We start from the raw sequence: 14,912 nt of genomic DNA, 5'->3' as shown, positions 1-14,912 counted from the left end.
TTCAATTTCCTTCAGGTATTAAAAAACCGCCCTAAGGCGGCATATAGTTGGTACGTTATTTATTCAAATCTTCTCTGGCTTCCTTAAGCTCCTTAACCACCTCAATAATGGTCTTCCCCTCTTGTTTATTGATGAAGTTAAAAGTCCACCGAACCACAGCCCAACCCGGCAAACCACATACAAAGAAGAAACCACCCAAAGCAATCATTCCCCAAATATCTGTTACCCACTCATGCAGCCCCCATTTCACGATAATAAAAGCGCCTCCAGTCAGACTAGATACAACCGTACAAATCAAACCCACTGCCCACTCTTGTGGCGAGCGAGGCAAACGCATCATGATGACAACCGTTGCAACAAGTGCTATTGCTAAAGTAACCATAATTGCTGCACCGTAGAACTTTAAAAACGCAGCAAAACCACTTGTGGACACTGGTTCCATTTATTTCCCCCTAATTATTGGCAATAAAAAAGCACCCTCTTGGGTGCCATATACTTTTCTAAACTTAAACTTCGATTTGAATCACTTCACCCAATGGTGCGAGTCGCTTGATCTCACCATCAGATACAAATACAGATGCTCCTAAGTTATAGCGGGTTGAACTGGTGACCAGGTTTAAGCCTGATCCTCCCACCACCAACACTTTGTAGTTAGGATGGTCCACGCTGGTAATGGTTCCTACAAATTCTGCAGCTGTAGGCAGTAAATCAATTAAACGCTGTAATGCATTACTCACGATTGACGCGCTCCACTTTCACGGTTTGATTGACCACTGCATGACTGAACGAGACGCTGACACTATCTACAATGCCCCACCACTCTGTATTAAAAGCAAGCACTTCTCCTGGCACACATTCACCCACTTCAGGCGAAATCGGCATGCTGTAGGTATGCGTCTCAACCATCCCGGCTTTTGCAAGTTTGGCCTTTCCATAAGCGCCCATGCTGACATGGTTAAATAATGGGTTATTTTCAGGCTGAAGTAAGGTATCGGCACTGGTACCAGTACGCTTTACTTGAGAGACCAAAGCTTTACGATCATTGGTCAGCGTGATGCCGTTGTAATCTGGATAGATCTGGTAATCAGTCGACTGACTCACCACTGCAGACTCAGGCAACAAGCGATCATACTCAGCAATCGACAATACATCCCAAAAGGTCTTTTTATACAGCGGTTTAATGGTTAGGGTATTACTACCATTTTCGCTATAGATAAACCCGCCACCGCTTTCAACCACCATCTTGATGGCGTCGATTGGTGCTAAGTTGGAATAATTTAAGCATTCACGCTCAACGATCCAGCCCAACGCATCAATCAACTGCCAATTCAGTACCGTATCGCTAAATACACGATCCAGCTCTGCCTGACACAATTGAACGGAGGTTCGATCATTCTCTTGTAAGAATGAGCGTAAAGGCGCAGTCGGTGCCGCAAGCAGTGCGGTTTGACTGCGACCAATCAAAGTGTAGGTGTCTTGAGCAAACTTACGAGAACGTCGGCGGTTCTCAAGCAACATTTGATGCTCGGTACCATTCACCATAATTTTTAAAATCACAGGTTGGCCATTGATGGGCTCCAGTTTACCAATCTCGGATGCAGGTACGGTCAAACTATAGGACCAACACCAACAACTGCGATCGGTACTGTAATTCCCGTCATAGACTTCAATCTCTACACCATTGTCTAGGCGCGTCACAGATAAACGATTCAATATGTACCACCAATTACGATTCGGTATGCCAGGTATGCAATCGTCTGCACCGAAGTTGAGAACAACATCATGCGAATCCACTTCATGACATAGGCATACGAAATTAAGATCACCTGTACCCTGATATTCAGGAATTTCAGGCTCTGGCCATGGTTCAATCGGATGCTTGCGATAGTGGATAGATTTGGATTTATCCCAAGGGATCTCATCTTGTGTGACCAACTCCAGTCCTTTATCCCAATCAAAGCTAAAGCGCTTTTCAAAGACATGTGCGACTTGATGTGAAAACGAGATGTTACGCCGCTTTCGGATCATCTCTTGATGCGACAATTCACGGTTCAATCGAAGTTTGATCGACTCATCAAAATACAAATCACGCGCAATACGAATCTTCAGATTTTCTTGCCAGCGCACACATAAATTTCGGCTAAGCTTCACACCCTGATCAAATACCGCATGGATGGATTCAGATAACGTCCGTCCACGCTGAAAGCCAATGTCACTACCATGGTTCAACACCAATCCGCGATCGTAAAAAAAGGTATCATTTGACACCCTTAAGACTGGTTTCGCCCACGGTATTTCCGTTGAACCAAGCTGGGTGATTGCTCGTTCAAATACTGCACTGAACTTCAGCTCAACACCTAGTTGATGATTAATATCAAACAAGGCATCAAAGGCAGGATTGAATGATGTGCTGATCACTGCATCGAGGGAGCAATATGCATTAATCCTCACTACATGAAGCGCTGGGATAAAACTCGTATTGATCACTGCATCAAGCTGTGCAGTTTGCCCCGATACCGCTTTTAACTCTGCGCTGAATGAAACATTGAACTCAGCCTCAAGCGCATTGAAGTCGAAACTTTGTGCCTGAAATAAAGCTAAAAATGAAGTATCAATGGTGGCTTCAAGTGATGCGAGATTTTGTTCATCTGCACCAAAGTTAAGATCGGTAGATCCTGTCGCAAGGTCTTTAAAATCAAGATTTACATAATGTGCATCAGGTGGAATATAGTTCGCCACATGTCCACCTCTTTTATGTGGATGGTTTGAGGATCAATGAGTTCATCATCAGTGTGCTACCTAAGACCAATTCGGGGTTGGCCAACTCTATATCCGTACCCACTGTGAAATCAGCAACGGCTTCACCAGCGCCATTCAGCAAGCGTGCCCATGTCGCAACACCTGCTTTCGTTACTGTTGCTGCATCAGTTTGATTGAGTTCAATACTGTCTGCGTGTAGGGTTTTAAAACAGGGTTTTGGCAAAGTGAGAATAACTAACTTAGCTGTATTATTAGCAGCCACTGCTACAGATGCGGGTTTGGCATCATCATAAAAAACAAAGGAAGCATTTGAGCTTCCTTGATCGAGATATGTGGCTAGTGCTTGGAGTTGCACAAGACTGGCTTTGAGTGAGGGTTGAATCATTTCGGCACCACGTTATCTTGAATGACTGCGTTATATTGATTTTGCGGATCATGAGCAATAACAAAACACTTTACCTGTGCAATGTATTTAAACTCATAATTGCCATTAGCATCTGTCGCAACCTCATGTAGCTTATTGCCTGTTGATTTCTCATAGAGTCTTACTCGGCAAGGGATATTGATTCCTTTCTTTTGAACCACGCCCTTGATTGTGTATTCACCATTTTGCGTGGATTTGTACTGTTTAGACCAGGCTGTCTTGATATTAGTGTTGCTAATACTTATTGTTGTCATAAGTCCCCCACTTTAAATAACATCTGTCCTTCAGCTGTGCTTGTTGCGACATTTTTAGCAAGCCAAATCTCCCCCGCCAAAACCTCAAGCTGAAGTTCTGCAAAGGGTTTGCTTTGAAACAACCATTGCAATCCTGCGAATTTCCCACGAATTAAACTTACTAAACTTGAGAAATTAGTTGTATTTTCTGTTAAATGCACATCACAGCTTTGAGAAAATCCAAGGGTAGCAAGGCTTGAGATAACATCACTCGACCCCGTTGTTGATGTGTTGGATGTAGATATTGACATGATGCCATTTGAAGCAGTAGCAAAAACAGCACTTTGATCATATTTTCGCTGGATTATGATGCAGGCATTTCTATTTAAATTAGAGCCAATTCCTGTGTTGCCTGCAGCATAAAAACTACTACTTGCTACTGCATTATTTATCGTTGCTGATAGATAAGTATTTGCTGAATCACTTGATATATTGCTATTAAATTTCCCAAAGCCATACACGGGACCAAAATCATTGCTCACGGTATGAGCAGGTATTAAATAGAAGTGATCATCGTCTCCTATAAGTAGCCATTTTCTAATACCATTTGCTGGAACGCTTGTGTCGGGACCTGTACCAGTGGCTGCTGTGTTGCGTGCGTAATACCACTTCGCCCACCCATTAATGACTGCTGTACCCGTTCCTGTTCCAACCCAATTTTTATCAACGCTTGCTGAATCGTATGGCGCTTGCACCCCAAGCATTGTATTGATATCAGTCATATCCTCAACCATGCCCACCTTAGCAAATTTGGCATATGTTGCTGTATAAGCTGGGTCAAGCTCATCAACCACACGTAAAAACGGTCGGCTTGGTAATAATGTATTTTTGGAGCGATAGGCGGCTTTCCCGCCTCCAGCCTCATTTGTGCTAGAGAAAGGCTTTTCCCACCCCAATGATGGCAATGATGCAGTGATTGAACCTGTAGCTGTTGTTACACTTGGTGCACTTACCAGTTGAAAAGTCACACTCGTTGCATTTGGTACCGTCAAGATACGATGCTCACCGTTATATTCAGCCTGATTCGCACCAACGATTTTGATTACCTGGTATTGCATGAGGTTGTGAGCAGTACTAAATACAGCTGTCACCGTGGTGCCAACTGCTGTCAGTGTTGATACGATCCCAAGACTGATCCCATTGACTAAGCATGCATCCAAAACACCAATCATCGAACCATAGGCATTTTGAAGCTGTGGTGCATTGTTATTGCTATGTACGTAGAACTTTATATCTGTGCTTGCAACCATTTTCATTACCCATAAAAAAGACCGCCGAAGCGGTCATATTTGAATTAAAGATTAAGCCACCCGGTCAATGTCACCGCGTAGCATGATTTGAAATGAATCTGACAGCACTGTTGGCGCTGATTGCTTCACTGTACGTATTACCCAAATCGGATGATTGGCTGCAATCGTGTTGAAGCGCAGCACATTGCCACTTGCCCAACCATTGCCCCAACCCTCCTTTTTGATCGTGAAGTACGGCGCATTAGTCACTGGATTCATAGGGGTGCAATCTGTTGTAATAACACCCGTATCAATCTGGCCAGAATATTCACCAATGATCCGAAACGCTGTGGTACTTGTAAAAACAATCGCCCAACGCTCCTGAATATTGCCTTTGTTGGTGACTTCAATTGGATATAGCGTATCGTTATAGTTGGCTGAGATGGCCGCACCAGTAGCCTCATCATTCCACAAATTGTCCCACGTCGACTGCACAAACTTTCGGGTGTAACGCGCTTGCATATCACCAATCACCAGTGCGGAACCAACAATCGTATTGCTTGGATCATAATTGTGCGTCAGAGGCTTGGTGAAAGTCACTTGTCCATTAATTTTGACATCACGCACTAAACCCATGTCTTGATAGCGATACTTGGCTGTCACTGGTCCAGTCAAATTACCCAAAGCAAAATCACCATTTAAAGTCACTTTGCCGTAGTCATAATCTACTGTGTATAGATCAAACGATATCTTAATGCCGTCAGCATCTTCAAGTTCACACCATGAGATCCGTGCATCATTCAATGGGTAGGTTTGACCTGCAATATAATCAGGTAGTTCCTGCGACTTGCTTGCACTCACTATCCCAATCTCACCCGATCGGAAAATCGGAACTCGACCATCAATCGGCAAACGCACAGCGGATAAACCCAATAACTCAGCATCAATCGGGATATAGCTATAACCGACTGCGCTGTATTTGATGGTTTCAGGCAGGACCATAATGGGCTTATGAATCCACTGCTTGCCGTCTTTTGCATACTCAAGTTCAGCTACATACCAATCCTGCGCCATAATTTCAGCGCGATTAGCAGATGTAATTACTACTTTTTCACGGAATACAAACTGGCCATAGCCTTGCTCAAAGTTAAAGAATCCATCACAGTCCGCTGTATCAATGGTACCCGAGCCATCAGGGGTGATATTCAACACTCCACCTTCTACCTTGGTGGCGGACAAAGTTAAGGACTGCGCCCGAATAGGAATCATCGGTGCACGGTATGACACTTGGTTAGTTTGAACATTCTCCAGTTGAGTCACCAAAGTCTCTAAGGTCGGATTGTTCGCCCCACCTACATCCCATGCAGATAGCTCTACGGCTCCATTTCCATAGTGGATCTGACCAGCAACTGTACCTGCACCCGTAGTCACTGATGGATTACGGTAAAGCGATCCAAGTTTATCGACATAAGTTGAGCTGGCTAATGTAAAGCGAACCGAGCTGGCAAGAATCTGCTCAGCAAAGCCTTCAGTTAAATCCGTTTTTAATATAGTGCCGATTACTGTATCCGACCAAGAAGCTGCGGCTGAATTATCACGATAAGACACACTCACCGTCACCGCAGTCGCAACTTCATTCAGACTCAGGGTGTAGCTCTCCGTTGTATTTTTATACTTGATTGTTGCTCCAAGCATGCCGGCTGCAATCGCCTCTGCACTGGTGTTGTACTGACCATAATAAGCCTGCACGATCTTCTCACGCTCGATCGTTTCAAGTGTAGTGCTGGGGGTAATATTCATCGCATGTGATGCATAGTTAATGGTGCCTTGTTGCTGACCTTCACCATTAAATAGGCGTCCAGTATTAGCATCAACTGGCATATCATGCAGCTCAACCTCCCCTGTGTAGCTCATGCACTTCACAGGAACTCGCACTTTCACAGATTTAGGGATAAGAGCTGCTGAGCCATTATCCAGTTCAACTGTAATTGATCCACCTGATGGTATTGCTGTGAGACTAACAGCGGACTTGGTGCCTTTCTGGCCTGATACATTAAATGTGGTACCACCATTGGGCAACAGTGTCGGCATTAGCTTGGCTACACCGTCAGCATAGTCAATCGTGCCAGTTGCATCCCCTGTGAATTGCCCTTGGCCGTTATCGGTTGCAGACTTGGCAACACCGTTTAATAACCAGTTAACTATTAAGGTACCAGCCACAATCGAATCATTTACAGGAATCTCGACATAGGCTTTATTGATGGTTAATCCTGAACGCTCTTGAGCCGTGATCATGTTGCTCCACGTCATCAGAATGGCACTACCGACATCGGCAAGTTCACCTGTGGTGAGTGCCATGGTCCCAGTATCATAATCAATACTTCCTGAACCAAATGATGAATCAGAGCCTTTTAACTGCCCTGCACCATTGTCTCGAAGCGTATAGACTTGGTTCTGCACCAAGTAAGACACTTGCAGGCTACCAGGTGATGGCAATGGGACCAAGTTTCGCAACCAAGTAAAACCAATATTCTCCTGATTTACATAGATCAGTTCAGATTCAACGGGAGCTGTCACCGCAGCCGCTGGCAGAAAGTTAATCGTGAGGTTGGTTGTACCGGTTCCAGCATTGGCATTCCATACAATAGAACCGTTTTGATAGTTGATTGTACCAATGGATGTACCAGCTGTATTTTTAAGCTCCCCGCCTACATCGTTAATAGTAGAACCAAACAAAGTAAACTCAACCGATTTCGGCATGATAGATGAGCCGATATATAGACTTGATACAGTGTTAATAACAACATTGCTAAAAGTCTTGCTCAGCACTCCATCTGTAGCTTTCACTAGCGCAACTGAATCACCTGCTGCATTGATATTCACCATTGCGGTTTCTGTCTGGGCTGATGGAACCAACTGCGTGTAGACATCTTCAGCAACCACAGAATAATCACCGACTTGTGCAGCTTCTTTTAAATTCGCACTGGAGTAGTACTTACCTGTATCTGCCACAATGGTGTCACGGATAATCGTGGTGCTCTTTTCACCGCTAAACCATTGCTTCACTGATAACCCTACAAAATCAGCTTTCAATGCATCACTGAGGCCATAGGTAGCAATTTTATATTCCACCTGTTTGCCGTCAATCATCACATAAGCTGTTCGTGTCGTTACCTCGGTAATTCGTAGGTATTGTTCAATTTCTAAGGTTTTACCCTCATTGGAGATCAATACAATCGACTTTCCAATCGACAACTCGGTTTCTTGCGTAGCTAAAGCGACTTGCAGGAGTTTCATCCCCTGCCAATGTGTGTCCAAGGGTGTACCCGCAACTTGTGCACCTTTAGCCAAATAGTTTTCAATTCGGTTTTGAGCGCTCGAGCGTTCATCCGTCCAGCTGTCTGTACTGAATAACACGGCGGACACATTGGGATCTTGCGCATTCTGCGAGATGAATACCGTCGCACCCATCAATGCATCGGTATCCGCTGTATCGACTGCAGCATAAATCTTTTGGATAGAAGTACGGCCAGTGGTGCGGTCCATCTCGGAAATATCATTGAACAGGTTATTACTTTCACCGTCGACAATTTCACGGCCTGAGTATTTACCCCCACCATCCTCAGCATCTGTACGGATACGCTCTGACTCAAGGAGCTTTAAATTATTGGTTTCAATTGTCATCGCTTACCTCAATGAATCGCATGGTGACGTTAAAATAAGTATCAAGTGATGTTGCTGGGGTGCCTTTAACTGTAGAGCTTTCCAGCGCACCGTCTTTATGATTCCAAATCACATTGAACTCGCGTTGGTCGTGTGGCCATTCATACTGAAGCGTGAATTGCTCCTGCAGGTTCTGCCATAAACGAAGCGTGTTCAGATCGCGCAGTTTGATCCAACCTTTAGTTTTATTGGCAGGCTGTAATGTAATTGGTCGACCTGCTTGCTTGCGCCCCTCTTGGATAATCAAGGCACCACTGATGGCATATTCTTGGTTCTGTTCAATTGCAGACCAGTTTTCATCAGACCAAAAAAACCATCCTCAAGTTGGATGGTTTCACTGGTCGACTTTCGCATTAATTGCATTACGATCTTCCTTTAATTGCTTCAAGTTCTCGCATCATTTCTTCAAGAGCCGTAGCTTGATCGGGTGCTGCTGATACTGTCGATGTCTGTCCTGTTCCCATATCAATTTTGATTTCCACACTTTGTTTAGTTTCCATACCTTCAATCGGTTGAATATCAAGACTAGTCGCGATAAGTGGAGCATCTGGCACGGCGGAAATTTGCTGAGTTGAATCCCTACCATTCGACAGCAATGAAGCATTACCACCACCCGTACCTCGTGCTTGTGATTTGGCATTCAGCTCATCAGTACGCGCTTTCATCTTGGCCTTGAAGTCATCCCAATAGTCATTGGTGGCTTGTTGCTCAGCACTGATCTCAGGCTGCTCTTGTGTAGTAGATTGGCTGACTTGGCTCACAGTACGCTGAGTCTCGATTGCTGCTTGCTGGATCTCGCCAAGTTTAGTGACTGTGGCTTTACCTGTGGCATCGAGTTGGACCTCAAGCCCTAAATAAGCCGCCTTAGCATTAGCAGCTGCCATGACTTGAGCATTACCAGATGCTTGAGCTAATCGCACAGTTTCTTCATAAGCTTTTTGCAAACCCTCTTGAGTTGCTTCACCGCTTTTCATGACGGTATCGAGGTCAGTTAAGGCATTTTCCGCAGCTAATTTAAGTTGCTCTTTGGATTTAATTCCAAGTCGCTCCATTGCGGCTTCGACTGGTGATAAGCTATCGGGAATTTCTTGCACGGCGCGTTTCACAGCCTGCATTCCCATCTCAACTTGCTGGGTGCTAAGTTGGCCAGATGTGCCAAATTCTTTTAATTTGGCTTTTGCTTCATCAATTTCAGCTTGGCTTTTGGCGGTTTCAAGCCACTTTAGCCATGCTTGATAGGTGACTTCGCCAGCTTGTTTACCCCTAACCCCCATAAGCTCAAGACCGTTAACGAAATCATCAAGGCTTTTCTTCTTACTGCCAAATGCTTCTGATACACGATTGAGAGCGACATCTAAATCCAATCCTAATGCTTCAGCACCTTTGCGACCCATAACTAATTTATTATCTAAATTAGTTACCCCAACTGCTGCTTGATCCATGGCTGTGACAATTACGCCACCAGTAGTGCTGAATTCAGCCTTTAATCCTTGGGCGGCAAGAGTAGTCTGTAAAGTTTTTTGTGTGGCTAAATCTACGGCTTTTTGAGTACCATCAGCCGCCATTAGCTGAGCATCCACCCAATTTTGTGCGGCTTGAATTTTAGCTTCGGTAATTTTTTGACTTTCCGCTTGATAGGCCTTTTCCTTGGCATCTAAGGCAGCAAGACCCTTTACAGCTAAATCAATAGCACTTTGATTGCCAGATTTACGCGCTTCAAAAAGCTGTTGCTCAGCTTGAATGCGCTCATCACTTATGGATTTATAATTGGTTTTGTGTTTTTCCTCTTGGGCTTTTAACTGCTCAAGCGTTTGTTGGTTATCAGCTATACGCTCCTGATTTTTCTCCTTGTCTGTTTTACCAATATTCTGAATTGTTTCAATTGTTTTAGATTCGAAATTCTTGGCACCATCAAATCCTTTGGTAAAGTATTCGTCAGACTTGGCTCTCATTGCTTCCATATCAGCAATGGCTTTTTCCTTCACCTCACCCCATGACAAAATTGACTTAAGTTCATACCAAGCCGAAGCCAAACCATAAAGAGTACCAGTAAAGAGATTCACTCCAATCCCGATGGTTTTGAATCCATCATTTAAAAAGCCTAATGCTATATTTAGAAGATCAATGAACTTTTGGAATCCACTAACTTGCTCACCAGCAGGATATAAACCATTTGTAAACCCAAGAACGGTTGATAAGGCATCACTAAAGACATCATGAAATGCTTCACCAACCTCTAAAACTGTATTAAAAAGAGTCTTGATGGTTTCATATACACTGAGAAGAGTGGCTTTTAATGAATCAATCGTGCCTTGGTCATATATGTTGCTGTAGTATTCTCCAAAACGCGTAAACCCACTACCAATATCCTCAATAATCGGCTTCAGTAGATACATATTGTCGGCAAGAGTTGATAACCACTTAGCTACTGTTGCCGATGCACCGTTAGATTGATCCATTTCACCAATTAAGATCTGCCAAGACGTTGCAATCTTCTGAAGGGCATTGGTGATAGTTGTTGGAAATTGATCGTAAGTCTTTTGAACCTCACTAGCTTGGCCTTGCAAAGCTTTTACTACTCGCTCAGCTGAAAGCTCTCCATTTTCAGCCATCTTACGGAGTTCGCCAGTAGTAACACCCAAGCCTCTCGCTAAAGCCTCCGCAACACCAAATCCATTCTCCATAATGGAGTTGAATTCCTCACCACGAAGAACACCGCCCTGCATTGCTTGAATGAATTGCTGTACCGCGGCCTCACTTGCTTGGGCTGATCCACCACCAATCTGAATGGCCTGAGTAACAGTCTTGGTTAAATCTAATGCTTGTTGCTGGGTCATCCCCATGTCTTTACCGACAGCATTTAAACGAGTAAACAAACTGCCTGTAGCATCAAGACTGGAGTTCGTCATCAACGCAACTTGGTGTACACCAGCCATTGCCGACGTAAAATCACCACCCTCCTTGGTCGCAATATTGATGCGTGCGGATAGGTTGGTGTAGGTGTCAGCTGTTTGGGCTAATTCACGAATACCGAGCCCAACGCCCAGTGTAGCCATAGCACCAGCAAGAGCTGTTGCGGCATATTTTGCTACACCCATGCCCTTTGATAATCTATCAACACCTGTGTTTGCAGTATTGGCAGAGGTATCAACACCACTTAACTCTGACTTTAGGCGAGCAATTTCCTGCTCAGTGATCTTCGTAACACGCGTTATTTCTTCCGCAGGTAGCTTGCTGTTTTTCTTAAAATTCTCAAGTTTTTTTGATAAATCTGAGATTGCATCATTAATAACAGTTGGCGGCTTAATCCCAAGTGCTGCATAAATATCACCACCTGCTTTTTTGGCACTGGCAGAAAGTTTGTTAGCGTTATTGGCTACATCCTGTAGTTCACTACCAAGTTCGCTCAACTCACCTTTTACTTGTTCCGCTTTTTTTGGAAGGTCTGTTGGTATGATTTTACCAATCTCTTTTGCGGTTTCAGCGCTTGTTTGCTTTAATCGTTCAGCTTCACTTTCAATGGTTTCAAATAGCTTTTTACTAACATCTTCGGATTGCTTTGCAGCAGCCACAAGACCTTTGCTTTCACCATCCATGATGAGTTTAAAAGTTAGATTTTTTGACATAAAGACCTCAAATTCAGGGCATTAAAAACCGACCTCGTATTGGGTCGGTTTATTTGAATAAGTTGATGGTCCAGATCGCCACATCGACATAAAAGTTGAGTAGCAAAATGGCTACAAGGATGAAGAACGGGTATTTCAGGATTTCATACTTTCCAGCCATATAAAATGTTAGGGCGACAAGAGCAACACAAGCAAAAATACTAACAATGGACAGTAAAAATATAATTGGATGGTTTAAAGCTATATCGGCAATAACTTGCCATCTTTCTTTAAAGATATTAATCATCGCCCAACACCTGTCACATTAAAAAAATAAGACAATGAGTAGATAAATGGACTTGCTGCAATCAGTAGAATTGCCACTCCAATACAAAATCGCAACCAGCCAGATAAATAACCTTCCATTTCCATGCCCTCTTTCGGGTGAATTTTAAATTTACCTTTGGTAAACTTGTTCATAGGTTCTCACTTATTCCTGTTCAATTTGTGGGAAACAAAAAAGCCCATGATTGCGAGTCACGGGCTTTTTGCTTTTTCGGGTTTAAAGTCTCGCCTTCGCAAGACCAATTTTGAAATTTATAAAAATGGGCAAAAATGATTATTCCTAGCAAAGAATCTAGGAATAATCATTTTCACGTGTCTATGAATGTGTTAGGCAATAAAAAACCACTCCGAAGAATGGTTATTTGGTTCTCTCTTATAAGCGTAACTCTAAATAAAAAAACCTCCCGAAGGAGGTTTGTATTTATTTGCTGAAATCTAATCCCATTTTTTCTTTAAAACTTGCATGCCACTGATAGTCTTTTGTTTTTTCATCAATTGCCAGTCTGGTTGGTTTATCAATGAAGTAAGTTGCAAAGCTATGTCCATCAATAAAGTTATCATTGATGTCCCCTGCCATTCTTGGGCTAAGAGCTCTGATAGCTGGGCCAAACTCCTTCCACCATTTGTAAACCCATATCATATGAATAGCCAAGCCTTGAATATTATGTTCATTCAAGTTAAATGCTTCAGGCTTCGGTTCATTCTTCTCGGTCTTAACCTTTAAATCCATCACTTCCAAATAGTGCTTAGCATCTTCAAAATGAATGGCTCGCAGCTCACGGTAACTCGCAGAATATTTAAAGTGGTTCTTTAAACGACTCCACATTTGAACGATCGTGTTTTTATTGTCACCTGCACGTGTATGGACAATGTTGTAAAGAATACCTGCCTGTTCAGGCGAGATGGTTTGCTTACCGCCAATCATCCATTCCATTACTTGTGATCTATAAGCACGAATTACCATTAGATGAAACTTAGCAGAAATCCACATTGCGTGCATGAATAGACTAAATCCTCTACCACATATGTACCTTGGTCTTTCCCCCTCCCACGAATTACATTAATTGCACCAGAATTATGATTCTCAGATTTGAGCATCATAATATTTTGCTCAATTTCCTGAATTAAATCTTTGGTCTGTTCGTTTCGTAAAAAATTAGAAGGTTTGTGTTTCTCTAATCCACCACCAGCTTTATGCAAGTCATTAATGCAATAACGCCCTTCATCATCTTGACGAATTGAAAATTCACCAATAACTAAAGGTTGGCTGTTTGGGTTTAAAAGATTTTGTTGTATGATAGTCATGTTGACTTTCCTGTAAGTTGTTGACATCAATCAAGCCCTGTCCGCCAAGATCATGGGCTTTTTTGTTGTCTATTGATTTCATGCTTTCGCACTCTCTTGGTTTTTTAAAAATTGTTTTATCGCTTGATTCACCAAATAAGTTAGTGAGCGATCTTCCATTTCAGCAATCTCTTTCAATTTCTCATGATCAGCATCATCAAAAAAACGAATTTTTAATTGCTGACCTCTTTGCTTTTCCATAACCACCTCATACACAATAAAGAACCTCTTGGGTTCACTTAAATAATGAACCTCTTGGAGTGCATTGTCAACACCTCTTGGGTACATTAAACTCGAATTAGTTACTGAAAGGTCTTTTATCCCATGAGTGAAAATCAAAGAGATCCGCAATATAAGTTGCGTTGGTCTGAAGAATTGCGAGAAAAAATCTCCCAATCAGCCAAACAACATAATCGCTCAATGAATGCGGATATTGTTGCTCGCCTAGAGGAAAGTTTTACATCTGGATTAGTTGCATCTGACCCATATAAGAGAATGCTTTTAGCTGTCATTGCAGGTATTTTGGCTGAACAAGCTGATAGAGAAAAACCTTCATTTGAGGAAGCAATTGATCGAATAATTAAAGCCATAATGATTGATGAAAGCACTTTGCAAAACATGCTGAGCGTCAATAAAAAAGCACCCTAAGGTGCTTTTTTAATCTTATGGACATTTCTTCTCCCATAAGATATTCATCATTTCAGGGTTGTAAAGGCCATCCTTTTCATCTTCTATTGAAACATTGTCAAATTCCGCATCGTAAATAAATCGTCGATAACCTGTATAACCACCAACCTTATTTTTTGCATTTATTTCACCACAATTTCCTTTAATGTTTCTGAATTTTGCAGCTTCAGGATCAAACAACCCAACTTTTGCCTTATCCTCAATAAACTTAATATCTTTTTTGATCTTATCTTGCTTGGCTTGCTCCATTTTCTTTGCATCAGATTCGCTCTTTAAGCGCTCTGCGTCAGCTTTCAATATTTTCGCTTTCTCGGCCTCAGCTTGTCGAGTCAAAGACGCTTGTTCAAGGCTGGCCTCATTGACTTTATCTTGCTCCAACTTCTGTTGATGAGCAATCTCAGCCTGCTTTAAACGCTCGGCATCAGCCTTATTGCTTTGAGACATAAAATAAAAAAGCGCTACAGCAACTATGATGACTGCAATTAATCCGTACTTCATTTCT

General features: G+C 42.8%; 15 protein-coding genes and 1 pseudogene. 1 reads left to right on the top strand and 15 read right to left on the bottom strand.

Translation table 11 applies throughout. From position 1 onward, the window contains the following. Window positions 1-55: 55 nt before the first annotated feature. The 14 genes and pseudogenes from ACZ8ZH_RS06900 to ACZ8ZH_RS06835 all read right to left on the bottom strand — a co-directional run bounded on the left by ACZ8ZH_RS06900 (window position 56) and on the right by ACZ8ZH_RS06835 (window position 13,924). The gene (locus ACZ8ZH_RS06900; RefSeq protein WP_119062841.1) at window positions 56-442 is read right to left on the bottom strand and encodes a hypothetical protein; all 387 of its coding nucleotides are present in this window, start codon (window positions 440-442) and stop codon (window positions 56-58) included. A 64-nt stretch (window positions 443-506) separates the two neighbouring features. Beyond that, window positions 507-737: a hypothetical protein gene (locus tag ACZ8ZH_RS06895; RefSeq protein ID WP_058869408.1), complete on the bottom strand. Its 231-nt coding sequence runs from the start codon at window positions 735-737 to the stop codon at window positions 507-509. Then, a complete protein-coding gene (locus ACZ8ZH_RS06890; protein ID WP_119062842.1) occupies window positions 730-2,739 on the bottom strand; it encodes a hypothetical protein in 2,010 nt (669 codons plus the stop codon). The genes ACZ8ZH_RS06895 and ACZ8ZH_RS06890 overlap by 8 nt, the downstream gene beginning before the upstream one ends. Before the next feature lie 13 nt (window positions 2,740-2,752). Next, a complete protein-coding gene (locus tag ACZ8ZH_RS06885) occupies window positions 2,753-3,145 on the bottom strand; it encodes a hypothetical protein (RefSeq protein ID WP_119062843.1) in 393 nt (130 codons plus the stop codon). After that, complete coding sequence (locus tag ACZ8ZH_RS06880) at window positions 3,142-3,438, bottom strand: carboxypeptidase regulatory-like domain-containing protein (RefSeq protein ID WP_228199363.1); 297 nt, start codon at window positions 3,436-3,438, stop codon at window positions 3,142-3,144. Before ACZ8ZH_RS06880 ends, ACZ8ZH_RS06885 begins: the two co-directional genes overlap by 4 nt. Next, entirely contained in the window at window positions 3,435-4,727 is a 1,293-nt protein-coding gene (locus tag ACZ8ZH_RS06875; RefSeq protein WP_119062844.1) for a hypothetical protein, read from the bottom strand. Before ACZ8ZH_RS06875 ends, ACZ8ZH_RS06880 begins: the two co-directional genes overlap by 4 nt. A 51-nt stretch (window positions 4,728-4,778) precedes the next feature. Beyond that, window positions 4,779-8,390 carry a hypothetical protein gene (locus ACZ8ZH_RS06870; protein WP_470247890.1) on the bottom strand — a complete coding sequence of 1,204 codons (3,612 nt, stop codon included), beginning with the start codon at window positions 8,388-8,390 and terminating at the stop codon, window positions 4,779-4,781. Further along, window positions 8,380-8,792: pseudogene (locus ACZ8ZH_RS06865) on the bottom strand (hypothetical protein). Before ACZ8ZH_RS06865 ends, ACZ8ZH_RS06870 begins: the two are co-directional and overlap by 11 nt. Continuing rightward, window positions 8,792-12,055: a tape measure protein gene (locus tag ACZ8ZH_RS06860; protein ID WP_470247889.1), complete on the bottom strand. Its 3,264-nt coding sequence runs from the start codon at window positions 12,053-12,055 to the stop codon at window positions 8,792-8,794. Before ACZ8ZH_RS06860 ends, ACZ8ZH_RS06865 begins: the two are co-directional and overlap by 1 nt. 49 nt (window positions 12,056-12,104) lie before the next feature. After that, the gene (locus ACZ8ZH_RS06855) at window positions 12,105-12,341 is read right to left on the bottom strand and encodes a hypothetical protein (protein WP_119062848.1); all 237 of its coding nucleotides are present in this window, start codon (window positions 12,339-12,341) and stop codon (window positions 12,105-12,107) included. After that, window positions 12,338-12,514 carry a hypothetical protein gene (locus ACZ8ZH_RS06850; protein WP_162900231.1) on the bottom strand — a complete coding sequence of 59 codons (177 nt, stop codon included), beginning with the start codon at window positions 12,512-12,514 and terminating at the stop codon, window positions 12,338-12,340. The genes ACZ8ZH_RS06855 and ACZ8ZH_RS06850 overlap by 4 nt, the downstream gene beginning before the upstream one ends. Before the next feature lie 286 nt (window positions 12,515-12,800). Beyond that, on the bottom strand, window positions 12,801-13,313 hold the full coding sequence (locus ACZ8ZH_RS06845) for a hypothetical protein (protein WP_470247888.1): 513 nt from the start codon (window positions 13,311-13,313) through the stop codon (window positions 12,801-12,803). Between the two features lie 29 nt (window positions 13,314-13,342). Further along, window positions 13,343-13,684 carry a KilA-N domain-containing protein gene (locus ACZ8ZH_RS06840; protein WP_470247887.1) on the bottom strand — a complete coding sequence of 114 codons (342 nt, stop codon included), beginning with the start codon at window positions 13,682-13,684 and terminating at the stop codon, window positions 13,343-13,345. Between the two features lie 78 nt (window positions 13,685-13,762). After that, window positions 13,763-13,924, bottom strand: coding sequence for a ribbon-helix-helix domain-containing protein (locus ACZ8ZH_RS06835; RefSeq protein ID WP_162900232.1), 162 nt, complete (start codon window positions 13,922-13,924; stop codon window positions 13,763-13,765). Window positions 13,925-14,047: 123 nt separating this feature from the next. Here ACZ8ZH_RS06835 and ACZ8ZH_RS06830 point away from each other — a divergent pair, with 123 nt between their 5' ends. Beyond that, complete coding sequence (locus ACZ8ZH_RS06830) at window positions 14,048-14,371, top strand: Arc family DNA-binding protein (RefSeq protein ID WP_119062849.1); 324 nt, start codon at window positions 14,048-14,050, stop codon at window positions 14,369-14,371. Between the two features lie 15 nt (window positions 14,372-14,386). On the opposite strand, the gene ACZ8ZH_RS06825 is transcribed toward ACZ8ZH_RS06830, so the two are convergent. Beyond that, the gene (locus ACZ8ZH_RS06825) at window positions 14,387-14,908 is read right to left on the bottom strand and encodes a hypothetical protein (RefSeq protein WP_119062850.1); all 522 of its coding nucleotides are present in this window, start codon (window positions 14,906-14,908) and stop codon (window positions 14,387-14,389) included. Window positions 14,909-14,912 lie beyond the last annotated feature (4 nt).

The sequence above is a fragment of the Acinetobacter sp. SW-226 genome (assembly GCF_055632855.1).
This window is presented reverse-complemented; position numbering and strand designations above follow the sequence as displayed.

What these genes read in the sequence shown, in the direction of transcription:
- ACZ8ZH_RS06850 (WP_162900231.1), bottom strand. Translation starts at nt 12,514, where the DNA reads ATGAACAAGTTTACCAAAGGTAAATTTAAAATTCACCCGAAAGAGGGC.
- ACZ8ZH_RS06880 (WP_228199363.1), bottom strand. Translation starts at nt 3,438, where the DNA reads ATGACAACAATAAGTATTAGCAACACTAATATCAAGACAGCCTGGTCT.
- ACZ8ZH_RS06875 (WP_119062844.1), bottom strand. Translation starts at nt 4,727, where the DNA reads ATGGTTGCAAGCACAGATATAAAGTTCTACGTACATAGCAATAACAAT.
- ACZ8ZH_RS06845 (WP_470247888.1), bottom strand. Translation starts at nt 13,313, where the DNA reads ATGGAATGGATGATTGGCGGTAAGCAAACCATCTCGCCTGAACAGGCA.
- ACZ8ZH_RS06825 (WP_119062850.1), bottom strand. Translation starts at nt 14,908, where the DNA reads ATGAAGTACGGATTAATTGCAGTCATCATAGTTGCTGTAGCGCTTTTT.
- ACZ8ZH_RS06860 (WP_470247889.1), bottom strand. Translation starts at nt 12,055, where the DNA reads ATGTCAAAAAATCTAACTTTTAAACTCATCATGGATGGTGAAAGCAAA.
- ACZ8ZH_RS06840 (WP_470247887.1), bottom strand. Translation starts at nt 13,684, where the DNA reads ATGACTATCATACAACAAAATCTTTTAAACCCAAACAGCCAACCTTTA.
- ACZ8ZH_RS06855 (WP_119062848.1), bottom strand. Translation starts at nt 12,341, where the DNA reads ATGATTAATATCTTTAAAGAAAGATGGCAAGTTATTGCCGATATAGCT.
- ACZ8ZH_RS06835 (WP_162900232.1), bottom strand. Translation starts at nt 13,924, where the DNA reads ATGGAAAAGCAAAGAGGTCAGCAATTAAAAATTCGTTTTTTTGATGAT.
- ACZ8ZH_RS06870 (WP_470247890.1), bottom strand. Translation starts at nt 8,390, where the DNA reads ATGACAATTGAAACCAATAATTTAAAGCTCCTTGAGTCAGAGCGTATC.
- ACZ8ZH_RS06830 (WP_119062849.1), top strand. Translation starts at nt 14,048, where the DNA reads ATGAGTGAAAATCAAAGAGATCCGCAATATAAGTTGCGTTGGTCTGAA.
- ACZ8ZH_RS06900 (WP_119062841.1), bottom strand. Translation starts at nt 442, where the DNA reads ATGGAACCAGTGTCCACAAGTGGTTTTGCTGCGTTTTTAAAGTTCTAC.
- ACZ8ZH_RS06885 (WP_119062843.1), bottom strand. Translation starts at nt 3,145, where the DNA reads ATGATTCAACCCTCACTCAAAGCCAGTCTTGTGCAACTCCAAGCACTA.